At 57.6% G+C, this 23,163-nt stretch carries 18 protein-coding genes; 10 read left to right on the top strand and 8 right to left on the bottom strand.

The annotated features are described in order from the left end of the window. Nucleotides 1-8: 8 nt before the first annotated feature. Both ACR0IY_RS20650 and ACR0IY_RS20645 read right to left on the bottom strand, forming a co-directional pair. Nucleotides 9-1,541, bottom strand: a complete 1,533-nt coding sequence (locus ACR0IY_RS20650; RefSeq protein ID WP_480676691.1) for a GumC family protein — start codon at nt 1,539-1,541, stop codon at nt 9-11. Between the two features lies 1 nt (nt 1,542). Further along, nucleotides 1,543-2,400, bottom strand: coding sequence for an ExeA family protein (locus ACR0IY_RS20645; protein WP_480676689.1), 858 nt, complete (start codon nt 2,398-2,400; stop codon nt 1,543-1,545). Nucleotides 2,401-3,066: 666 nt separating this feature from the next. Here ACR0IY_RS20645 and ACR0IY_RS20640 point away from each other — a divergent pair. From ACR0IY_RS20640 to xrtD, 5 genes are all read left to right on the top strand, one after another. After that, nucleotides 3,067-3,750: a sugar transferase gene (locus ACR0IY_RS20640; RefSeq protein WP_480676687.1), complete on the top strand. Its 684-nt coding sequence runs from the start codon at nt 3,067-3,069 to the stop codon at nt 3,748-3,750. Nucleotides 3,751-3,791: 41 nt separating this feature from the next. Continuing rightward, nucleotides 3,792-6,242: a tetratricopeptide repeat protein gene (locus ACR0IY_RS20635; protein ID WP_480676685.1), complete on the top strand. Its 2,451-nt coding sequence runs from the start codon at nt 3,792-3,794 to the stop codon at nt 6,240-6,242. A gap of 114 nt (nt 6,243-6,356) precedes the next feature. Continuing rightward, complete coding sequence (locus tag ACR0IY_RS20630; protein WP_480676683.1) at nt 6,357-6,971, top strand: polysaccharide biosynthesis/export family protein; 615 nt, start codon at nt 6,357-6,359, stop codon at nt 6,969-6,971. A 273-nt stretch (nt 6,972-7,244) separates the two neighbouring features. Next, nucleotides 7,245-8,633, top strand: a complete 1,389-nt coding sequence (locus ACR0IY_RS20625; protein ID WP_480676681.1) for a porin family protein — start codon at nt 7,245-7,247, stop codon at nt 8,631-8,633. A 135-nt stretch (nt 8,634-8,768) separates the two neighbouring features. Continuing rightward, nucleotides 8,769-10,388, top strand: a complete 1,620-nt coding sequence (gene xrtD, locus ACR0IY_RS20620; RefSeq protein ID WP_480676679.1) for a VPLPA-CTERM-specific exosortase XrtD — start codon at nt 8,769-8,771, stop codon at nt 10,386-10,388. A 6-nt stretch (nt 10,389-10,394) separates the two neighbouring features. Here the strand turns inward: xrtD and ACR0IY_RS20615 are convergent, their stop codons facing one another. Next, the gene (locus tag ACR0IY_RS20615) at nt 10,395-11,651 is read right to left on the bottom strand and encodes a glycosyltransferase family 4 protein (protein ID WP_480676677.1); all 1,257 of its coding nucleotides are present in this window, start codon (nt 11,649-11,651) and stop codon (nt 10,395-10,397) included. Then, nucleotides 11,638-12,900 carry a nucleotide sugar dehydrogenase gene (locus tag ACR0IY_RS20610; RefSeq protein ID WP_480676675.1) on the bottom strand — a complete coding sequence of 421 codons (1,263 nt, stop codon included), beginning with the start codon at nt 12,898-12,900 and terminating at the stop codon, nt 11,638-11,640. The genes ACR0IY_RS20615 and ACR0IY_RS20610 overlap by 14 nt, the downstream gene beginning before the upstream one ends. Nucleotides 12,901-13,265: 365 nt before the next feature. Here ACR0IY_RS20610 and ACR0IY_RS20605 point away from each other — a divergent pair, with 365 nt between their 5' ends. Next, nucleotides 13,266-14,783, top strand: a complete 1,518-nt coding sequence (locus tag ACR0IY_RS20605) for an oligosaccharide flippase family protein (protein WP_480676673.1) — start codon at nt 13,266-13,268, stop codon at nt 14,781-14,783. Nucleotides 14,784-14,789: 6 nt separating this feature from the next. Here the strand turns inward: ACR0IY_RS20605 and ACR0IY_RS20600 are convergent, their stop codons facing one another. Genes ACR0IY_RS20600 through ACR0IY_RS20590 form a run of 3 tightly spaced genes read right to left on the bottom strand, consistent with a single transcriptional unit; the run spans nt 14,790 to nt 17,703 of the window. Continuing rightward, a complete protein-coding gene (locus tag ACR0IY_RS20600) occupies nt 14,790-15,941 on the bottom strand; it encodes a DegT/DnrJ/EryC1/StrS family aminotransferase (RefSeq protein ID WP_480676671.1) in 1,152 nt (383 codons plus the stop codon). After that, nucleotides 15,941-16,573, bottom strand: coding sequence for a GNAT family N-acetyltransferase (locus tag ACR0IY_RS20595; protein WP_480676669.1), 633 nt, complete (start codon nt 16,571-16,573; stop codon nt 15,941-15,943). The genes ACR0IY_RS20600 and ACR0IY_RS20595 overlap by 1 nt, the downstream gene beginning before the upstream one ends. Before the next feature lie 38 nt (nt 16,574-16,611). Beyond that, nucleotides 16,612-17,703: a lipid II:glycine glycyltransferase FemX gene (locus ACR0IY_RS20590; RefSeq protein WP_480676667.1), complete on the bottom strand. Its 1,092-nt coding sequence runs from the start codon at nt 17,701-17,703 to the stop codon at nt 16,612-16,614. 220 nt (nt 17,704-17,923) lie between these two features. On the opposite strand from ACR0IY_RS20590, the gene ACR0IY_RS20585 reads away from it, so the two are divergent. The 4 genes from ACR0IY_RS20585 to ACR0IY_RS20570 are packed head-to-tail and all read left to right on the top strand — an operon-like array spanning nt 17,924 to nt 21,769. Beyond that, nucleotides 17,924-18,877, top strand: a complete 954-nt coding sequence (locus tag ACR0IY_RS20585; RefSeq protein WP_480676665.1) for a glycosyltransferase family 2 protein — start codon at nt 17,924-17,926, stop codon at nt 18,875-18,877. Further along, nucleotides 18,877-20,085 carry a GNAT family N-acetyltransferase gene (locus tag ACR0IY_RS20580; RefSeq protein ID WP_480676777.1) on the top strand — a complete coding sequence of 403 codons (1,209 nt, stop codon included), beginning with the start codon at nt 18,877-18,879 and terminating at the stop codon, nt 20,083-20,085. Before ACR0IY_RS20585 ends, ACR0IY_RS20580 begins: the two co-directional genes overlap by 1 nt. After that, nucleotides 20,082-21,107: a lipid II:glycine glycyltransferase FemX gene (locus ACR0IY_RS20575; protein WP_480676663.1), complete on the top strand. Its 1,026-nt coding sequence runs from the start codon at nt 20,082-20,084 to the stop codon at nt 21,105-21,107. The genes ACR0IY_RS20580 and ACR0IY_RS20575 overlap by 4 nt, the downstream gene beginning before the upstream one ends. After that, nucleotides 21,104-21,769 carry a polysaccharide deacetylase family protein gene (locus ACR0IY_RS20570; RefSeq protein WP_480676661.1) on the top strand — a complete coding sequence of 222 codons (666 nt, stop codon included), beginning with the start codon at nt 21,104-21,106 and terminating at the stop codon, nt 21,767-21,769. The genes ACR0IY_RS20575 and ACR0IY_RS20570 overlap by 4 nt, the downstream gene beginning before the upstream one ends. Before the next feature lie 9 nt (nt 21,770-21,778). Here ACR0IY_RS20570 and ACR0IY_RS20565 read toward each other — a convergent pair whose 3' ends face one another. Next, entirely contained in the window at nt 21,779-23,134 is a 1,356-nt protein-coding gene (locus ACR0IY_RS20565) for a hypothetical protein (protein WP_480676659.1), read from the bottom strand. Between the last annotated feature and the right edge of the window lie 29 nt (nt 23,135-23,163).

The raw sequence follows: 23,163 nt of genomic DNA, 5'->3' as shown, positions 1-23,163 counted from the left end.
AACGGAATTCACCAATACACCTCCAACTTGCCCATCACCTTATCCGCGATCAGATCCAGGGGCAGATAGTAGGTATGCACAGCCCAAACACCCGCAGGAACGCCAACCAGGATCGCCAGGATAACCCCCGCCCAGACCATGCGCTGCGTCGCCACTTCACCCGGAGACCGCACATAGGGGATGGTCGCGATCGGCCAGACATCCAGCTTCTTGATCAGATCCTCTGGTCTGCGCGCAGCCCGGTTCAGAATCTCCAGCAGAATAACAAGACCCAGACCCGCCATTATACCGGCGGCTGTGCCCCCACCCGCGATCATCAGTCTGTCGGGACCCGTTGGGGTAAGGGGTTCGGAAGGATGTTCGATCACCGAAATCCGCTGCCCCTGAGAGGTGACTTCGATCCGCTCTCCGGTCGAGGCCGACGCCAGACGTGCAACTGCGGTATTGTACTGGTTCTGAATGTTCGTGTGGTCACGCTGCAATTCGGCCAGGGTGATCGCATTGGCCGGGGTCTGGTCTATCGTCAGCGTCACTTTTTCAAGATTTTCTTCCGTCGCGGTACGCTGATCTTCAAGGGTCGTGATTTGGGAATCCAATTGTGCCAGTTGCAGATCAAGCGTCGAATTTCCCGTTTGGGCACTGGATGGCGTAACATTGGATGCCTGCTCTGTTGCGACCACTTCTTCCAGACGCGCAACCCGGGCGCGCAAAAACCTGATCTGCGGACTGTTTTCCGAATAAATCCCCAGCTGATTATCAAGCTGGTTGCGCAATTGGACCAGTTGCTGCTGCGCCTGTGTTTGTGGCTGCGGCCCAACATTCGTGATCTGGCCGGTTGTGTTGTAGAGCTCCAGGAGCTTTTCACGCTGATTCCGAAGCGAGAAAAGCTGTTGGTCGGCCTGCTGAAGACCGGTTTGCAACGCCCCTTGCTGGGCCAGGCGGAATTGCAGGCTGGCCGGTAAGGCCCCGGCGTTTTCGTTCTGAAAGTCGAGAATGATTGCGCTTCGCTTGTCGAGCTCATTGCTCAGGCGTTCGACTTCCTGCTCAAAGAATTCCAGCGTATTGGAGGCCCGTTCCTTACGATACGTGACATCAAGCTTCAGGACTTCCGTCAGATATTCATTCAGGACGCCGGCCGCGATTTTACCGCTTCGGCCTTCGAAGGTGACGGTCATCAGGTTCGCCTGACCGCGTCCGGCAGAAATGCGGGTATTCGTTTTTGTGCGCAGCTCTGTGACCATTTCGTCCGGGGTGGCATCCGGCAACACCTCGTATTTGCGCGCAATGTCGAGAAGGACCGGCCGTGTCAGCAGGCGCTGCTGAATGATCTGAAGTTGCTCGACCGGGGTCGTATTAACGGTACTGGCCGCCAGATTTCCCGAAATCTGCGGCGATTCAACAATCAGCCGCATTTGCGAGACATAAGTGGGCGGCAAGCCCATGGCGATCACAATCGAAACGACGGATATAATCGTGGCCACAACGAGGAAGTACGGAAACCGCCTCATGAAAATCGAGAAATAGTAACGAGAAGGACTCATCTCAGGCCGTCACCTCCCCCTCAAGCGAGTTGCCGCCAAAGAATACACCATCTTCGACCACCTGATTAACCACGTCTTCGTCAACTTTATCCGCTTCGTTGGTCCAGGCATAAAGCAAAGCAAAATCGCAGAACTGGTTTACCAGACGGGGAACGCCGCGGGTCTGCTGGAAGACCAGCGCACAGGCTTCATCCGTGAATTCCTCACCCGTGCCGCCGGCAATCTGCATCCTGTGCCGGACATAGGCTTCGACCGATGCCTCATCCATCCGTTCCAGATGAAAACTTGCAGCAACCCTTTGCGTCAACTGACGCATCTTGGGATTCATGACCAGATCCCGCAACTCGGGCTGACCCACCAAAACCAGCTGGATCAACTCATCCGTATTGGCATTGATATTGGTCAGCATGCGGATTTCCTCCAGCCCTTCGACCGTCAGGTTCTGCGCCTCGTCGAAAATCAGAACCACGCGCCGCCCTGCGGCATATTCCGAGACCAGAAAATCCTGCAGCGCCTGAAACAACTGCACATAGGTTGCGTCCTTGTCGATCGGCAGACCCAGAGCATGCAGCACCCATTGCAGCAGCTCCCCCCGTCCACCTTGTGCGTTCGAAATCAGCCCAACGGTGATCTCTTGTTCCATTTCGCTCAGCAGGTGCTGAACCAGCGTTGTCTTACCGGCCCCGATCTCGCCGGTCAGCAGCGTAATCGGGGCGCAGCTCATGACACCGAATTGCAGGACCGAATAGCCGCGTTTGTGCAGCGGCGACCAATACATGAAGCCCGGGTCCGGAAGCAGCGTGAAAGGTCGCCGGTCCAGCCCGAAGAATTCCAGATAAAACCCGTCACTGGACGCCATTACACCACGGTTGCCTTCCGCCTTGTCAAACCTCGTACTGGCCCTCCTGAGATTACCCAAACTCATACTCTGAACCACCAGAAACCTCTTACTCGACGTACCTATCACATAAATCAAAAGTAGCTGGGCACCACTCTGCCACAAAATCAGGCTAGCAAGCAGCATTAAACTTCACACGTGATGATTTCGCTCTGCGATCATCACAATCGTGGGGGTTGCCTGCGGCGACGCCGGTCAAGCGCCTGAGAAAACTGCGCGGAAAAGCGGCCGGCAGGTCAAAGATTGACCTCGCAGAGAAAAATCCGGCCTCGACCCACAGTCCCCCAAAGGGAACCAAAGGCAATGCATTTCCTTCATTGTATCTTGATGCGATACAGAAGATCAAAAATCCTCAACCGGATCAGACATATCCCAGATCTGCACAGCCCGGAAATACCCTCTCTTTTCAGGGTCTGCAGGCAACCCCGTCAGGATTAGTGTTTTGCAAGCGGGCCGGAATTTGTTAACAATTGTATGCACGGCGGCGTGCCAACATCTGCAAAGGCAGAGCCGCAAAAGACATAAAAAAATATAACGGTATTTTTATATAGACTGAGGTTGAGCGTAGTCGGTTTCTGAGTTCGGTAGTCAGTTCATGGTTATTAGTGTGTGCTGGGGGTTTAAATAGTGACAATTCATTCAAAGGATGTGGCCGATACTGGCTACACTAATATTTCCGTCGCGTCCGCCCCGGTGACCTACCCGGGATTTTACAGAAGTGTAGGAAAACGCGTCTTTGATATCACCTTTGTGCTGCTCGCAGCGCCATTTGCCGCGCCGATGGTTCTGTTTCTGGTCATATTTCTGGCCTGTCAGGGCGTGACGCCATTCTACCGGCAGGATCGGGTCGGTAAAAACGGCAAGATCTTCAAGATGTTAAAACTGCGCACCATGGTGCATGACGCCGAGACGGTTCTCAAAAAGCACCTGGAAGCCAACCCCGACGCGCGGGAAGAGTGGAACCGCAATCAGAAGCTCCGCAATGATCCGCGCATCATCAAGTTCGGGTCGTTTCTGCGCAAATCCTCCATGGATGAGTTGCCGCAGTTCTGGAACGTGTTGACAGGCGAGATGTCGATGGTCGGGCCCCGCCCGATGATGGTGAACCAGCAAAGGCTTTATCCTGGCAAGTTCTATACCGCCATGCGCCCGGGTCTTTCGGGGACGTGGCAGGTTTCCAAACGCAACCAGTCTTCATTTGCTGAGCGCGCGTTTCACGATACGGAATATTGGAAAAGCATGTCCTTCGGAGCGGATATATCAGTTCTGATCCGAACCATCTTCGTCGTTCTGCGCGGAACCGGTTGCTGAGATCCGGTGCATGCTTTTCGTAATTTTACGGGAGTATAGCTTTGAGCGCAGCAAGACCCTCTATCGGCAAACGTCTGGTGGTCGCATTCTTTGCCGTGACCCTGCTGCTGAGCGCATGTGACTCGGCCGAAGAACGGGCCGAGGCCCATTTCCAGGCCGGGATGGCCCATCTGGAAAAAGGCGATGTTGAACGTGCCCTGCTTGAATTCAAAAATGTCTTCAAGCTGAACGGAAAACACAAACAAGCCCGCCTGACCTTTGCCCGTCTGGAGCGTGAACGGGGCAATATCCGCATCGCCTACAGCCAGTATCTGCGGCTTGTGGAACAGTATCCGGAAAATCTCGAAGGGCAGCGCAGCCTCGCCGAAATGGCACTGGAAGCGGGCAACTGGGACGAAGTCAGGCGGCATGGCATCGCCGCGGCTGCGCTGGCGCCGGATGATATCGGGATCAAGTCCCTCAACAATACGCTGGCCTATGCCGAGGCCATCAAAAGCCACGATGATGCTGCCGTGGATGTCACCGTTCACATGGCCCGCGAGATGATCGAAGCACATCCTGAACTGATGACGCCGCGACAGGTTGTGATTGATCATCTGGTCCGCAATCAGGACTGGGCCAATGTACTGGACCAAGCGACTGCGGCCCAGATCATCGCGCCAAAGCAGGAAAAGCTCTATGGAATTCGGCTCCGCGCCCTGCAGGAACTGAATGCGCAGGACGACATCGAAAAGCTGCTCAGACAGATGGCGCAGGTCTTTCCCGATGATGAGACCCCGGAACAGCTGCTCGTGCAGCACTATATCAACCGGGGCAATCTGGATGCCGCCGAGCAGATATTGCGTGCCAAGGTGGACCCGCAATCCGAGGAATATCTGCCAATCCAGAGGCTAATCGCCTTTCTGGGAGAATACCGTGACGCCGAGACTGCAATTGCCGAACTGGACGCAATCATTGCGCAGAATAGCCCCAACACCCCCAAGCTCAGAACGATCAGAGCCAGGATGAAATTTGGCACGGGCGATACACAGACCGCACTCGCCGAGATGCAGGAGATACTGAAAAGTTCGGAAAGAACCTGGCAGACCCTGGAAGGCGAGGTGGAATACGCCCGGATGCTGTTTCACACCGGCAAACCCGAGAACGCCCGCGCCCTGATCGAAAGCGTCTTGGCAGAGGACGACACTCAGGTAGATGCGATCAAGTTCAAGGCGTCCTGGCTGATTGCAGAGGACAAGACGGGCGACGCCATAGCGCTTTTGCGCACGGCCCTTGGCCAGGCGCCCCGCGACCCGCAACTGATGACCCTGATGGCGCTGGCCCATGAACGCAATGGCGACCGGGAACTGATGGGGGAAATGCTGGCCCTGGCGACGGAAATGTCCCGGAAAGCCCCGAAAGAGACGCTGCGCTATGCCCGCTTTCTAATCATCGAGGACGATCCCGAAATTGCCGAGCGCGTTCTGATCGGCTCTTTCCGTCAGGATCCGGGCCAATCCGAGATTCTGTTCCTGCTGGGCGAGATATACCTAAGCATGCAGGACTGGCACCATGTGGAGACAGTACGGCAATTGATCAGTGGTCTGGACGACCCCAAGGCGCAGCATCTTGCAAACGAGCTCAAGGCCCAAATGCTGGCAGCTCAGGGGCGCATTGACGACCTGACGGCATTCCTGAACGACTTGGCGCGCGATCCCAAATTCGGTCTTCCTGCCGAAATCGCGCTTGTCCGCACAATGCTGGCCCGCGGCCAAGTGGCCGCCGCCCTTGCCCGCCTTGATCACTTGCTTGCGCAAGACCCAAACTCGTTGCCGATACGCCTGATCAAAGCGCATGCTCTGGACAGGGAAGAGCAATATGGTGAAGCTGAACAGCTTTACCGCGCTATCCTTGAAAATCACCCGGGCACAACCCGGGCATGGATTTCGCTATATGTGCTGCTGAACAAGATAAATGAGCCCGAGCAGGCACGAAACTTACTTGCAAAGGCAATGGCCACGCTGCCCGGAAACCCGGACGTTCTCATGTTGCAGGCGACGGCGCATGAACGCGATGGCGACCTGGATCAGGCGATTGCGGTCTATGAAACGCTTTACCCGCTCAGCAACCGATCCCTGATCGTTGCCAACAATCTGGCAAGCCTGCTGACAACCCACCGGACCGATAACGAAAGCCTGCAGCGCGCCCATATCCTGGCGCGCCGCCTCCGCGGCACCCGCGTGCCCGTGTTTCAGGATACCTATGGCTGGGTTGCCTACCGGATGGGCAATTACGAAGAGGCTGTGGCGTATCTTGAACCCGCAGCACGCGCGATACCCGATCATCCCCTGGTCCTTTATCATTTGGGCAAGGCGTATGACGCTGCCGGCCGAAGGGCAGATGCTCTGCAGGCGTATCAGGCAGCGCTGGCAACAGACGTTCCTCTGAACGTCACACCATCACTGGAGACCGAAATTGAACGACTCGATACCGCAGATACCCCGGTGCAATAATGTCAGAGATGCAGGTCGCTGCATTTCTGCCGCATCTCATGCCCGTCGGACTGGCTGTGGATTGTTTCGTCACTCGGGAAAAGGCATAAATGGAGAAAAGTGAGAGATTTGGATATGGGAAAAGTAATCGGATCATTTATTAGTTTTGTGGTTTTTCTGGTTATCGCGACCGGTGCTTGGGCTCAATCATACCAAATTCAGCCGGGCGATGCGCTTCAGGTTGAGGTTCTGGAAGATCCAACCCTCAACCGGACCACTCTGGTATTGCCGGATGGCTCTATCAACTTCCCGCTTGCGGGTTCAGTCCGGGCCGCCGGCCTGTCAACCAATGGGCTCAGTTCAGCGCTGTCCTCGGCGCTGTCCTCGAACTTCAACGCGCCACCAACCGTTTTTATCTCGGTCGCTGCGCTTGCGCCTCCACCATTGTTTCAAGGGGGGCTTGCTACAACCGGACCGACAATCGACGTCTTCGCAATGGGTGAGGTTGGCGCACCCGGAAAGCACCTTGCAACAGAGGGCACAACCATTCTTCAGTTTTTGGCTCAGATCGGGGGTCTGACCAATTTTGCGGCCCGTAAGCGTATAGAACTGCGCCGGACCGACAGCCGATCAGGCACAATGAACACATATATCTACAACTACAACGGCTCGGGCGGCGGTATCCAAGGCACAACAGTGCTTAAAGCAGGAGACGTGGTCGTCGTACCATCACGCCGTTTGTTCGAATAGGGGCAAATACAGGTGGGAAAATCCGGAAAAAGGCTGGTCTCTGCACTAGGGGGCGGGGTTGCTTTTGCAGTTTCACTTTCACCAGCAATCGGACAACAGACTTCAGCGCAACAAACGACTGCACAGCAGTCAACACAAACGACCGTACAGCAGTCAACACAGCAAACGACCGTACAGCAGTCAACACAGCAAACGACCGTACAACCGTCAGCGCAACAAGCAACGGCCCAGCAAACAATTGCGCCCCCAACACAAAGCCAGCTCGCTCCCAGCGTGCAGCTTCTTACGCAGCAGGCCCTACGGAATCCGGCCCGGCAAGTCGGGCTGGCGCCGGGCCAACAAGTCGGAACCGGAAGCGATCTGAGTGTTACACTGGATTACCTGTCTTCGCTTAAATACGATGACAACCTGCGCCTGACAGATCCATCCTTCGGGTCCACCACCTGGTGGGAAAACACGTTGATCCTGGGGGTTTTGAAACGGACACCGGATTCAACGCTGTCATTCAATCTGTCGGGATTGTACCGGATCGCCGATGAGCCAATCATCGGAACCGAATCCGATTTCACGGACCCCGCTACTCAGCTGACCTATCAACGGACACGCGCCAATAGCAACCTGAGTTTGTTTGCGTCATATCGCGAGAGGAATCTGGCCTTCAACCGGGCGCTGACCGACGTCAACCTGGATGGCATCATCGATTCCAACGATGTCACCGGCACTTTCGGAGATCAGATCGACACCCGTGGAAATCTGAACTGGGAAACGGGGCTGAACGATCCCCTGGGTTTCCGGTTAACCTATAGCCACGACGAACGCAGGTATTCGAACTCAAACGACCCGGACCAGTTCGACAACAGCAACGACATTGTCACCGCCACCACCACGTTGCAAATCTCTCCGGTTTTGCAGGGGAACGTGCGGGTCAGGTACAGAGAATTCGAAGCCGAAGACACGGTGCAAACAGACCGGAACACGACAACCGTTTCGACTGGCGCGTCATATAATATATCACCCATCACCACTGTCAGCGCCAATGTGGGCTACACTCAGGTCGACAACACAGAGCGCGCGACCAACACAAATAACGTAACAGAAAGCTTCGTCTGGAGTTTCAACTGGCGCAAATCCCTACCCGACGGAGGCATCAATTTCCGGGCTGACCAGAGCTTTGGCGTCAATGGAACCAGAACCAATGCCACTTTTGGCCGAAACTACCAGCGGGTTAATTCAGTCCTGAGTTTCAATGCCGGATTTACCAGGGGACCATTTGACGAAGTTACACCGATCGGACAGCTTGACTACAGCTACCGGCTTGCCAGTTCCCGGATCGGGGCAACAATACAGCGCCGGGTCGGCACCAGTACAGAAAGTGTGGAAACCCGCCAGACACTCGCCTTCCTGACATATGATTATTTAATCAACCCGGTCTCAGCGCTGAATTTCAGCCTCAGCTACATCGAACAGGCGAACGACGGTACGGGCCCATCCAACCCGCGCGATCGCGGCACGTTCAGCGCGTCTTATTCGCGTGCGATCACACGGGACTGGGCGATGAATTTCGGCTACCAGTACGATATGGATGACCAGGGTGGCGGCTTTGAACCCTCTTCCAACTCACTGTTCCTGACGCTGGGACGGCGGTTCACGCTCAAGCCCTGAACACGTTTGTGCTGAATTCCCGGCATCGAACAAATATTGTCGGGCTATATCCATTGTGTCGGCTCCGGATCAAAACCCTGTGCTCCGGAGCCGGTTCGATTCAAGATCGATTTTTATTGTGCATGATGAACAGTGATGCATCGTCTCGATTCGAAAGACAGCCGCAGCCAGACGCTTGAAGCGGCCCGGACCGCTCTGCCGACGATCAACGCGGCGGGATTGTTCTGGTTTGTCCTTCTGCTACTGGGGTCGGTCCCCATCTTCTGGATCGGGATCGTCTCACTGGGCGCAGCCTGGAGCACGCCGGAATACAGCCACGGGCCACTGATCCCCGCCATCTCGCTGTATCTGTTCCTACGAGAATTACGGAATTACCCCCCACCCGCCCCCGTCGTCCATGACCGCTGGCCGGGTGTGGCCGTGATTGCGGTGGCATTGATCATCGCCATTCTGGGCAATCTGACCCGCATCCCGGATATCGTCACCTATGCCATGATCATCTGGACCGGCGGCGTCATGCTGACCGTATTCGGCTGGAAGCGTGGCATCCATCACCAGCTGCCCGTGATCCATCTGGTGTTCATGCTGCCGCTGCCCCAGTTCATCTACTGGAAGCTGACAATCTTTCTGCAATGGGTGTCGTCCGAACTGGGGGTCTGGTTCGTGCAGTTGGCCGGTGTCTCGGTCTTTATCGAAGGCAACATCATCGATCTGGGTGTCTATAAGCTGCAGGTGGCCGAGGCCTGCGCGGGGCTGCGCTATCTGTTTCCGATCCTGAGCTTCTCTTACCTCTTTGCCCTACTTTACCGGGGGCCGATCTGGCACAAGGTGGTTCTGATGCTTTCGGCCGCCCCCCTGACCGTGCTGATGAACTCGGTTCGCATCGGCGTGATCGGCGTTCTGGTCAATCAGCACGGCATCGAACAGGCCGAAGGGTTCATGCATTTCTTCGAAGGCTGGATCATCTTCCTGATTTGTGTCGCCATTCTGTTCCTCATGGCGCTCGGGTTGCAGCGCCTGACCTCCGATCCGAAACCCTTTGCCGAAACCATCGATCTGGATACCGAAGGGTTCGGTCCTATTGCCCTGCGCATCCTTGGCATCAGGGCGTCGGTGGCGCTGGCGGCGGCGGCTATTCTGACGCTGGCCGTATCAACAGCATGGGCGCTGCGACCAGCCTCGGACGTTCAGCCCATCGAGCGCGATCCGTTTGTCCTTTACCCGCGCCAGCTTGGCCCCTGGTCCGGCGCGACCACAAGTCTCGACCCCAAGGTGGAGCGGACACTGGGCGCCAAGGATTACCTGAACGCCAGCTATATCGACACCGGGTCCGGCGATTTCGTGAATATGTTCGTGGCCTTTTATGACAAGCAAACCGAGGGCGACGGCATCCATTCCCCCGAGGTCTGCTTGCCGGTCGGCGGCTGGGAAATCTTCAGTTTAGAGCCTTACGAGATCAATCCCGGCGACACCCCTTACGGCAGCTTCACCGTCAACCGCGCAGTGATCCAGAAAGAACTGTCCAAGCAGTTAGTCTATTACTGGTTCGAGCAGCGCGGCAAACGCATCGTCAATGATTTCCGCGCCAAAATGAGCGTCATTCAGGATGGCTTTACCATGGGCCGCACCGATGGTGCATTGGTGCGCTATGTCACCCCCATCCAGCCCGGCGAGACCGAGGCCGACGCGGATGCACGGCTGCAACGGTTCATGGAACCCAGCCTGAACCGCCTGCCGCAATTCGTGCCGTTCTAAACGGTCTTAACCCTTCCAGATCCGCTGATACGCCGCGATCAGGGCTGGCACCTGATGAGGCCAGGCCATTTCCGCCTCGACCCGCGCCCGGCCATAACGGCCCATGGTGGTGCGACGTTCATCATCTGCCAAAAGCTCATTGATCTTATCCGCCATATCCACCGGATCATTGGCGCGGGCGTACAACGAGGCCTCCTGTGCGGAATACCGGCCCTCGGTCACATCGAACTGCACGATGGGTTTTTCGAACGCCATGTATTCGAGGATCTTGTTCATGGTGGATTTGTCGTTCATCTCGTTCACCCGGTCCGGGTTTACGCAGACATCGGCGGTCGACAGGACCTCGAACAGATCATGGTCGGGCGCGCGGCCGGTGAAGGTGACGTAATCCGACAGGCCCATCTCAGCCGATTGCGCCTGTAGCTTGTCCAGGCTGGGGCCACCGCCCACAAGGCAGAACTGGATATCCTCGCGCCCCTGGACCTGCACCAGATGCGCCACGGTTTCCAGCAGCAGGTCGATGCCTTCCTGATCGCCCATCACGCCGACATAGCCGACCATATACTTGCGCCCGTTGCGCCATTCGGGGTTCGGCGGCAGGTGTTTCAGGCGGCTCAGATCAGGGCCCGAGCGGACGACGAACACATCCTCGGGCGCCATGCCGCCGCGTTCGATGGCGATCTTGCGATAGCTTTCATTGGTGGCAATCGACACCCGCGCCGAGGCAAAGGTCAGCCGTTCGAACGTCTTCATCAGCTTCCAGAAGAAACCGCGCTTGTTGAACTTGGCCTCGTAAAGCTCGGGGTTGATGTCGTGGTGATCAAACAGATAACGCACCCCAAACAGCTTGAAGGGCAGCGCCACCAGAAAAATCAGGTCGGGCGGGTTGCAGCCATGGATGACGTGAAAACCGCGGGTCAGCTTGATCTTCAGCGCCAGCCAGCTTTCCCAGAACAGTGCCGCGCCATATTCCAGCAGATACCCAAGCGCCCCGCTGGCATCCAAAGGCAGAGGGTGGCGGTAGACCTTGATCCCCTCATCCTCCCACACGCGTTCCTCATGACCCTTGCCGGTGGGGCAGATGACCGACACCAACGCACCTGCTGCAGCCAGCGTGCGGGCCTCCATCCAGACGCGGCGGTCGAAGGGCACGGGGAGGTTCTCGACCACGATCAGAACCTTCAGCCCTTTCAGGGGCTGGCTCTGGCGCAGATCCTCGAACGAGACCGGCTGAACGGCGGGTTCCGGGCTAGTCATATTCATAGGTTCTTAGCACCTCTGCATCGCCAAGGTTCAGGTCGTTCACGATCCGGTTCGATCCGATCACCAGATCCCAGGGACCGGCCTCGGCTGTGGCGCGATCCACCAATAGGCTGCTCACATTGGGCAGATGGGTAAAGGCATAGCCCAGGTTCTGCCCCCGCAGATCGGCGGGTTCGATCGCCGGGTCATAGACCGACAGCTGATAACCGCCGTCCAGCAGACGTCGGGCGATATCGACATTGGGGCTTTCGCGCAGGTCGTCGGTTCCGGCCTTGAAGGCCAGCCCCGCCATCAGCACCCGGCCCCCTTCGGGCAGCCGCGCCATGATGTCGTGCACCTGATAGGTCTTGTGTGCGTCATTGGTGCGCAACAGGCTGTCGATCAGGTGGGTATGCGCGCCCACCTCGCCCGCAATATGTTGCAACGCGCGGACATCCTTGGGCAGGCAGGACCCCCCGAACGCGCCCCCCGGGCGGGTATAATAGGACGAGATGTTCAGCTTGGTATCCGAGACAAAAATCTCGTGCATGGTTTTTGCCGACACGCCCATCCGGTGGCAGATCCGGCCAACCTCATTGGCAAAGGCCACTTTGGTTGCGTGCCAGGTATTGTCGACAAACTTGGTGATCTCGGCCTCTTCAAAGGCGGTGTAGAACACCGGGGCATCCAGATTTTCGTGCAGGGCGTCCATCACCGCCGAACGGTTCCCGTCCGCTGTGCCCACCACGATCTTGGGCGGGTTGAAGTAATCGTCAACCGCCGACACTTCGCGCAGAAACTCCGGGTTATAGACAATCTCGACCGCCTGCGCTGCCCGGCCTCCCAGATAGCTGTGAAAGATCGGCTCGATCAGCTGGCGCACCGTACCGGGCCGGAAGGTGGACCGATACGCCACCGTCAGCGGCCGCGCCCGGTCGGGCGACACGGTCTCGGCGATCTGACGCGTCACCTCGGCTACAAAACCCATGTTGTGCGATCCATCGGTGGAACTGGGCGTGCCCACGCAAACAATGGCCAGATCCACGTCCCTCAGGTCTGGTATGTCGACCACAGCGCGGATCAGGTTTCTGTCAAGCGCCTCGGTCAGCAATTCAGCAACCTTGGGTTCCTTGATCGGAGGCTGGCCTGCATTGATTTCCGCGACCTTGTCGGCACTCACATCGATGCCGATCACCTCATGCCCCTCGCGGGTCAGACAGCATGCGGCAGTGAAGCCCACATATCCCAGCCCGAAAATCGCGATTTTCATACCATTACACCATTCTGAAACCCAATATCCGCAGCCAAACCAGACAGCGACAACACGTAGTCAGCAGACTTGCACGAACCGAGGCCAATCTGAGACACTGAAGCGGAAATTTATCTTGCTATGTGATGCCACTTGCTGACACGGAATGGAGAAATTCACCCAAAAATCACGCAACCTTCTAACGCTGAATAATAAAAACATGCGATCCCGACATAAGGAAACCCTCTTTAACTTGATTACCAGCCCGCCGGTCAGCTTGCCAGATTTGAGATTTCACAACTCAAAGCGCCACCGTGGAGGCTGCGCAAAGGGAAACACTAACGGAAAAACCAGATCGTTGTTCCAAATTCGGAAATATTAATCACGTGCAAAAAACCCCCGATCACAATCCGGCCCCCAGCATGCTCTCACGCAGCTCTGCCCTTGCGGTGGGTGCGGCAACGCTGCTGGCCTCCGGTGTCCTCCGGCAGGGTCTGGGGCTTTTGACGATTGCAATAACCGCGCGCCTTCTGACGCCCGAAGATTTCGGCATTATCGCCTATTTTCTGATTGCGACGGCGCTGCTGGAGATGTTCCAGCGACAGATCGGATTGGTTCTGATCCGGATTGATAATGTAACGCCCGAGCATCTGCACACTGTATTCTCGTTTCAGATTATCTTTGGCCTTATGGCCGCCCTTCTGTTTTGGGCCGCTCAGCCGCTGGTCGCGCTGATGGGCATACCGGCGCTCACCGAGCTGATGCCGGTGGTGTCAGCCATGTCGCTGGTTGTGGCCATCAAAAGCCCCCGTTTTTTGCTGTTTGAACGTGGCCTGCGATTTGGCTTTGCCGCAGGTGAGGAAACCTTCAGCCGGATCGTCTACGCCATTTTTGCCATCACCTTGTCCTGGTACTGGAGAGATTACTGGGCCATCGTTGTGGCAACGTTTGCCGGACAGGCCGTACGCGGGGTGTGGACGTTCGCAATTGCACCAATGCTGCCCAAATTGTCTTTGTCCCGATGGCGTGACAGCCTGTCGTTTTCGTCCTGGTCCATCGGGGCGCAGCTTGCCCAGTTTCTGTATTCAAGCGCGCCGCAGCTTATCATCGGAAGCACGCTGGGATTGGCCGATGCCGGTTTGTTTCGGATGGGAACGCGGCTGGTGAACGTCGTCACCCATCAACTTTTCACACCGCTGCTGCGGGTCGTGTATCCCGGGCTTGCCGACCTGTCCCGAAACACCGATCAGGGCCGGGAAGGATTCCGCAAGGTAAACGCCGGTTTTCTGGCGATCCTGCTGCCGTGCAGCGTTGGCTTCGCGCTCGTCTCGGTGGATGTCATCTGGATGTTCATGGGGTACACGTGGGTTGCCGCCGCGCCGGTTATCTGGGTCCTTGCCCCCCTTTATGCGCTGAGCGCGCTGCAGGCGAATGTCCGCTCTGCCGCCTATATTCAGGGCTCGACCTCCATACTTTTCTACAGAAACTCGATCCTTCTGGTCCTCGTCTGTGTCGTGATGTCGATTGGGGTTCAATATGGTTTCAACGGCGCCCTGATCGCGACAGGTGTGGCCGAGTTGGCCGCATTGGTTGCAACGTTGATCCTGGCCAGACGATTTGGAACCGGCAGGTTTTTCGAACCTTTGCTTGCCGGGTGGCGCAGCTTTGTATCCTGCGCCGTAATGACAGTGGTGGTTATCGCCACCAACTACCTTCTGAGGGAAATTCTTCACATGTCGTACACCCCGGGTATTGTGCTGCTGAAGACCGGCGCAGGGGTGATTTCCTATACCACAACGCACATCGCGCTATGGGCCATTGTCGGGCGGCCGGATGGATTTGAAACCATGGTATTTTCCCTTCTGGGTCGGTTTCTCAATCATCTTCGCAGCAGGAAAGCATGACAGCTGTCACAACACCTGCCGCAATTGGGTGACAATGTGCTCCAGATGAGCCGACCCGAGAAATTGGTGTAACGGCAGAGACAGCACATTGTTCTTTAGGTCGATCGCCTCATCCTGACCGGTCCAGTCCAGATTGCGGTTGAACCCGGCCCACCACGGCGTTGCGCCAATGCCGCGGGCCTGCAAGGCACGGGCGACCCGATCCCGCTCGGCCACCAAAAGCGGCATGTTCAGCGGGCAGGTCCCGGGTTCGAGAACTGGCCGCAGCAACTCGACGCCCTGCATGCTATCCAAAAGCTCGTGGTAACGGTGCCAGTTGGCCCGCCGTGTGGAAATGGCCTCGGACACCGAAAAGGACCGAAGCGATCGGGAAGCAAAGACACTGATGCGACGGCTCTGCAGAGCCGGATCGAAATAGTAATGCCACGGAATGTCGTCCATCTCATCACTCACCGCATCCGTCGGTTCTGCCACCTCCGATGGGCTGGACAGGGCGCGTTTCAGATTTTGAGCCCGTGCAGAGCCCAGCACATTGACCAGCGCAGATCGCGCCAGGATCTTCGCAACAACCCGTCCCGGTGCGGGGCGCGAGAACGGTGAAGCCGCGTCAAGATCAGGGGCGTTCACGATCAACGCGCCCCCTTCCGGCACCGGTACGAATTTGTGAAAGCAAAACACCGATATATCCCCGGTGTGCCCTTCTGCCGGCCCCTCTCCACTCAGCAGGCTCAGCGCACAATCTTCGATCATCCGCAATCCGTGCCGGTCGCAGAGCGCACGCAATGCGGACAGTTCGGGCTGCAGGATGCCAAAATAATGCGTGATATAGAGTGCCCGCGTCTTATCCGTGATCAGCGGCTCGATCCGCGCCGGATCGGCACGCAGGTCTTTACCGACCGGAAACTGGCGCACTTTCAGCCCGGCATGCACAAGCGGATCGACCTCAGAGCCGCAATTATACGCCGGTACCAGAACTTCGTCTCGGGCCTGCAATCCCAGTACATCACACCCGGCGCGGATCGCGACACGTGTCTGAAACGCATAATGTATCTGTCGGCCCGCGAATAATTCAGGAATGCCACCCTGCGCGTCTTGCGCCCAAAAGCTGCCTGCCCTCATGGGCATGTTCGCAACAGTGTCGGCGACCCGGGTCCGCATCAGCTTGTCAGCGGCTGCCAGCTTTGGCGGGACGTAAAGCGGGACTCATTGTGAAAGCCGATCAGCCGGAACCCGAGTTTTTCGATATTCCGGCGCGACGTATAATTGTATTCGTGACAGGCGATAAAAAACCGCTTCGTCCCTGCCTGTAATCTTTCCAGCATCATGACCCGATGCACCCTGACCTGCAGGCTGTTTCCCCGGAATTCAGGCAGGACAACTATCTGGAACAGGATTTCCGCGTCTGACGGTACGGCGCAGAAAAAGTGTTCACCGGCATCAGAGCCCAACATCCAGGCAAGGCAGCAATCCTTTCCGTCAAGGGTCGCCAGCCAAAGCCTGCGATTCATGTCAAACCAGCTCCTGCTCCCCCATTCCAGGTTTTCTTCCCCGGATTCCAGTCGCTGTCGAAGCGTGATGGGCAGATCGTCCCAACCCGACACCTTGCGCACTTCCAATGGCGGATCAGCCGGAGGTCGGTCTTTCAGAAAATCATCCCCGTCGAGTTGAAACACCAGGTTTCTTCGACGCAGTCCTATATCCGCCACCGTTGCCCACGCCTGATGCAGAAAGGCCCCAACGCCGCGATGGGCCGCGCTACGCAGCAGGATAATTTTTTTTCTCTGTCCCAATCCGAACACTCGTCACACCTCTTGAACTAACGTGCGCACTACCCTGTTCTGGTCAGGGCCTGTGCTGCCCTGACACCGCGCCGCGCCACCCGTTTCAACTGTGACGGAACCACATTCGCCTGATGAAACAGGCGGTGATTTACCAATGTATGTTCTGCCACGCGCCTGACATGACGCGGTCTGAAATAGGTTTTGTATTCCAGAACGCTGAAATCGGGATGGCTCCGGTCGATATCGGGCAGATATCCTTCGACATCCAGATTGGTGCATCCCTGCTCCATCGCCCATTTCATACCTCTGAGCCAAAGCAGCGGTGCAATGCGCAGGTTGCCAATCAGGCTGGCCGCTGCGGGATCAGCCACGAAACGGCGGGCGTAGGCGGTAATCCGGCTGCGATACAGCAGAAAGCCACCCAGGAAACTGTCGTTGTGATAAGCGGTAAACAGAACCCCGGCCTCGGGGTCGTTATACACATTTCGAAACCCGGCTTCGTATTCGGGGCGTGTGACCGGGGTCAGGTTGTTGGGTCTCAGCACAAGCGCATTCAGGCAATCAAAGAAAACCCCGATCTCATCAGGTGACGTTATTTGGCGAACCTCGACATCTGTTGCCTCGATATTGCGCAGATTACGGCGCGCACTTCTTGAGAACGAGCTGCGCAAATCTTCCAAAGAACGGTCAAGATCAATCACCCCGGTGTCACGATGCGGCCCCGGGTCGGTTATCGCCAGTCCGGCACGGTCAAAATGGCGATGCAGCTGATCGGCCTCTTCATCAAGCCAATAAGGCGTCACCTTCAGGGCATCGACCTTTGCAAACTGCGGATGGTTCGACACGGCAACCACGAATTCGGCCAACGTTTCGGCATCGTCACACACTGGCCCGCTCAGCGCCTGCGCGACAGAGTACCTGCCAAACGCAATCCGGCTGCGAAACAGGGAAAACAGGGCGACAGCGCAAATCTTCCCCTGTTGGCGCCCGATTACGAAAACCACGGTTCCGCCAACTGCGCGCTCGACATCGGCAAACCGCGGGTCCTGTCTGGGGTGCTGATGCTGGCAACCGGCCACAAATTCACGCCATTCATGTATTTGTTCACCGCTCAGGTCATCGTAACATTCGATATCCATCAACCACTCACCTTCCTGACGCGACTACGAAATGTCAGTCCAAAATACCAAAGCTATTAAATTCGCCATCCTTTTCAAAAATATAGAAGGTATATGCCACGAAATGTAAGAATAATTCATCGGACCGGTGGCGTCGTTCGCAAAAGCGCGGATCATTCGCGTATGCGCCGGTGCATTAAGCGCCTGTTGCGATGTATGTTTCTCCGGGGTTGAGAGTGCCATGAGTGTTGCATCTGAATCAGCAAACACGGAATGCGCCGTGTCGGTTGTCATCGTAAACTGGAACACGCGGGATATTCTCCGCGATTGTCTCGAATCCATCAACAGTCAGACAACTCTGAAACATGAAGTCATCGTGGTGGACAACGCCTCAGGCGACGGTTCGGCCGCGATGGTGAAACAGCATTTTCCGAACGTGAAACTGATCGCCAATACCAGCAATCGCGGCTTTGCAGCGGCCAACAATCAGGGGCTGGAGCTTGCCACCGGCGACAAGCTTTTGCTGCTCAACCCCGATACGATCATCCTGGATCATGCGATAGATGTCATGAGCGGATGGCTCGATGCGCATCCGGATGTGGGCTGCGTCGGATGTCAGGTTTTCGAAGATCCCGACACGATCCAGCAGACCTGTTTTGCCGATCCCGGACCGCTGAGCCTGGCAGTGATCGAATTTGGGCTGAAGCGGCTGTTCCCCTGGCCCGAATACGGCGGTTGGGACCGCCGGACACAGCGCGATGTGGACGTGGTATCCGGCATGTTCATGATGGTGCCGCGCCCCGTGTTCGAAAAGGTCGGCCTGCTGGACGACGCATTCTTCATCTATTCGGAAGAAGCCGACTGGTGCCGACGTATCCGCAATGCCGGCTGGCGCTGCGTCTTCGCGCCCGAGGCCCGCATTTTGCACCTTGAAGGTGGCTCGAAAAGTACCGCGCAGATCAAATCGCGCATGTATGTGCAAAAGCAAAAGAGCAAGACGATCTATGCCCGAAAGCACTATGGCCGGGGCGGAGAGCTGCTGACCCGCGGCATCTTTGTCACCAGCGCGCTGTTGCGCGGTGCCGCGTTTGGTCTGCTGGGGCTGTTGCGCGCCACGCCGGATCGCTCGGCCCGGTTGCGGCTGTCGGGGGCTGCAATCCGATACCATCTGTTCGGTCAGGAACCGGCCACGTGATGGATGCGGTTTCCACCAGATCACCAGGCGCGCTCGAATGCCTCGAGGCACCGGCCCAGACCCTTTCCGCACGGGCCGAATGGGATGATCTGGTCGCGACGTCCGGCGCCGATATCTATTTCCTGTCCGACTGGCAGGCCGCCTGGTGGGAACACTACGGGAAAAGCTTTGCCGCCAGCCGCCGACCGGTCTGTTTCATGGTACGGGATGGGGGCGACCTGATCGGAGTTCTGCCCTTTTGCATCGAAACGATCCGGGCCGGGCCGGTTCCCGTGCGTGTCGCCCGGCTGGCCGGGGTCGATCCCAATTTCGCGGTCATGGGATTGCCCATTGCCGCAGGTCACGAAGAGACCGTCCTGTGCGCTGTATTCGATCATCTGACGCAGCAGCTGGACTGCGCCGTCATCAGCCTTTCGCCAATGTCAGAGCGCGCGGCGCAGCTGGAAACCCTCCGCGCGGCTGATGGGTTGTCGATACTGCGCGATGACAGCCCGCGCGGGCATACTCTGATGGATCTGCCCGACAGCTTTGACGGGTTCATGAACGCATTGTCGAAAAGCCGGCGGCGCGAGGTGCGGCGGGACATCAAGCGCCTGACGGACATCGCGCCACTCAGCAACACCAGTTCAACCCCGGGAACAGTCGATCCAATGATGGATCGATTCATCGCGTTGCACACAAAGCAATGGCGGGCCGCTGGAAAAGGTGGACATTTTTCCGACTGGTCCGTGGCGGCCGCATTCTACCGGGATTTGCTGCATCGGCTGGGGTCAAAGGGTCAGGCCATGATCGACGAGCAATGGCAAGGCAACACGCTGCTGTCGAGCCAGCTGCGCTATACGCTGGGCGACAAGGCGTATTGGTGGCTGAATGCCCGCGAAACAGACCCTGAATATGCGAAAGTCGGGCTGGGACGCGTCGGGCTGGTCGAGCGAGTGGAAGGGCTGATCGAAGACGGTATCAGGCTGGTCGAAGCCGGCGCGGGGGAATACGAATACAAGCTCAGTTATGGTGGTGAGCTGGTGCCGATCCACAACATAGTGCTGGCCCCGGACCGCCCCATGGCACGGCTGCGAGCGCGGATCCTGCTGTGGTGGGCGGATGCGCTGCACCTGTTTTATTACCGCGTCTGGTTCCTGAAAGCCCGACCCCGGCTGGGGCTTAAACCCGGCAGGCTCTGGACCAGCTGGATACGGACGCGGTTATGACCAAGCCTCTGACACTACAGACGGTCGCCGCCGAAGACTGGCCCCGGATCAGTGCGGATTTTCGCGACCTGACCTATGAACAGACCCTTTCCTATGCACAGGCGGCAGCGCAGCGGATCGGGGCCAAAGCGCTATTCATCACTCTGTCGGATCAGACGGCCCAACCCGTTGCGGCGGCCTGCCTGCGCCTCAAGCCCGTGCCGGGGCTGGGGCGCGGTATTGCCTGGATCGCTGCCGGGCCGTTGGTGCGGCCCAACACCACCTCTCAGGAGCTGGAGGCCATCTTTTCCGCCCTACGCACCTATGCGCAGGACACCGGGCATATCCTTCGGCTGCGACTGCCTGCCTGGGCTCTGCAAGATGTCCCGTCTGTGGATCGGGTGGCGGCCGGTGCAGGGTTTGCACCAACGGACCGTTCCCCGCCTTACCGGACAGTGATCATTGATTGCGATCAGGAGGAAGACGCCCTGATGCGTGCCCTGCACGGCAAATGGCGCAACCCTCTGCGCAACGCCCTGAAATCGGGGATGGAGCTTGAAACCCTGCCAATTGCTGACTGCGCAGGCCGGTTTCACGGCCTCTATCAACAGGTGCAGGCTGCCAAGGGCTTCAACCCGGACATCCCGCCCGAGTTCTACTATCACCTCAACGGCCCGGATTTCAGCCATGAGGTTCTGTTTGCACGACAGGACGGGGCTGATTTGGGTGCAATGACGATCGGACGCGCGGGTCCCAACGGCGTCTATCTGTTCGGCGCCACATCCGAGGCCGGGCGGCGGCTGAATGCCGGGCACTACCTGATGTGGCAAGCCATTCTGCATTGCAAAGCCCATGGGCTGCGCTGGTTCGATCTGGGCGGCATCGACGCCGAGACCAACCCCAGCGTGACGCGTTTCAAACTGCGTACGGGTGGCACCGAGGTCACCGCCGCAGGACCTTATGAGTTTCAGCCACCGGGCTTGACCACAGCCCTTATCCGAACCGCCGAAACGGTGCATACGCGCATGAAAGCCCGCCGATGATTGGTCTGAATTTCCACGGCCTTGATGAGCCCCAGCGCAGTTTAGAGACTGGTGAAGCCCCCTATTGGGTCTCAGCCCGGCAATTCGAACAGGTCCTGGCACAGGTAGCCAAAGCGCCAGAACGGTTCCAGATTACATTCGACGACAGCAACCTGTCGGATCATGACATCGCCTTGCCCGCCCTGATGAAACACGGGCTACGCGCGCGGTTTTTCGTTCTGACGGGGCGGATCGGAGAACCCGGTTCGCTGGGTAAGGCACATCTGCAGGCGCTTTCAGATGCGGGCATGACGATCGGCAGCCATGGCATCGACCACACCGTCTGGCCCACGCTGAGTGACGCCGATCTGAAACACGAATTGCGCGCCTCCCGCGCCCGGCTCGAAGATATCTGCGGCCATGCGATCACCGAAGCGGGCATCCCCTTTGGTCGCTATGACGCGCGTGTTCTACGCGCATTGCAGTCGGCGGGGTACACGACCGCATGGTCCAGCGATGGCGGCAGCTTCCGGCCCGGAGCGTTCCTCCGACCGCGTACATCCCTGCGCGGCGACATGAGCGATGATGAGGTGCAGGCCATCCTGTCGAACCGGATGCCGCCCCTGCGCCGCCTGCGCCGCGCAGTGCGGATGGTTCAGAAGCGCTGGATGGTCACGGGATAACCCGCAGGGCTATGACGCAGCCTCCGTCGAGGGCTTGGGGAACCTCGTATACCTGATTTCTCGCCTTGCCGACTTGGGCTCTGCGGCTTCAGATCCGCTTTCCTGCGTGCAATCAGGATCAGACAGCCACACCCCGGCCCCCATCAGGAACATGAACGCGCAATATGACGCGTCCCAGATGTGAACTGTGAAGGCCGAGACGACCATAGCCGTAAACGCAATCACATACCCCCGCCGCACTCGTGCGTGCTCGCCGGACAGGGGTGCGAAAACGGCCTGCCAGCACACCATCACACTGGCCAGCGTCAGCATGAACCAGGCCGGAATACCGTAGCGCAACGCCATGAGCAGCCAAAAATTGTCCACACTCGATTTCATCCAGCGGGGGCGACTCCAATAGCTCAATCCGACACCGGTTATCGGGTTGGCATAGATATCGTCTATCGCATGGTTGAAGATATGAATTCTGTTCCAGGCCGAAGAGGTCGAGAAGGACAGCTCTGATGCGATGATATGAAAAGCATTCCGGTTCGAGGCCAACTCAAGCACCACGTAAAGAGTGCCGAAAATGATGGCAAAAAGCTTCCAGCGGTTCTTGATGGCCTTGATGCGCCTCATCAACTCATCCCAGCCAATAAGACCCGCCTGAAACATGACACCCAAAAAGGCCCCGGAAGACAGCGAACTGAAGACCGTTGCCGCCACGATGAACGGCTTAACGGCCTGTCTGAAAAGCGCTTTGTCGGGGCTGAGCGTATACCATGACAGGGCAAAAACCGGGGCGCAGAAAACACCGAACAGGATCGGGTGGGGCATCGTTGCCTGGGCACGCTCCAGCCCCAACCTGGGTTCCTGGGCGACATTCTCGTAAACGGAAAAGAAACCACCAAAGAAATCCAGCAGGATCGGGCTTCCGGTCAGGTTCTCATAGACCGCGAAAGGCAACAGCGCCACCACGATCGCGAAGTACCACCACACGAAAGCCCGGAACGAGGCCAGGTTCCTGATCAGGACACGGGCCGCAAGATAGGGAACGACCGTCTCGATCATCAGAATGCCGGCAAACTGAAATCGGGCGCTTATCCCATGGTTGATGAGAAGCGTTCCCACCATCCAGAGGCTTGTGAACATCACCAGAATGTCCGCTGCACGTATCCGCCCTGCCGAACCGTTTAACCAGCGGGTCACAAAGGTGAACATGAAAACAAGCAGATAGACACGATAGATGCTCAGCCGCAGGCTTCCCAGAAAGAAGTAGAACGGCATGACGAGCGATATGAGGAAAAGCGCGATCAGAAGCCGGTTGGGCGAGGCTTCTGCCACCGCCCCTCCCATCCGGGCACCGGATCGTGCGGCAAGTGTCATTGCGTCAGACTTTCCTCTTTCTCACCGGC

The organism is Ruegeria sp. BC1 (assembly GCF_056539305.1).
Note: the sequence above shows the minus strand (reverse complement) of the source record. Positions and strands in the feature narration are given on the sequence as shown.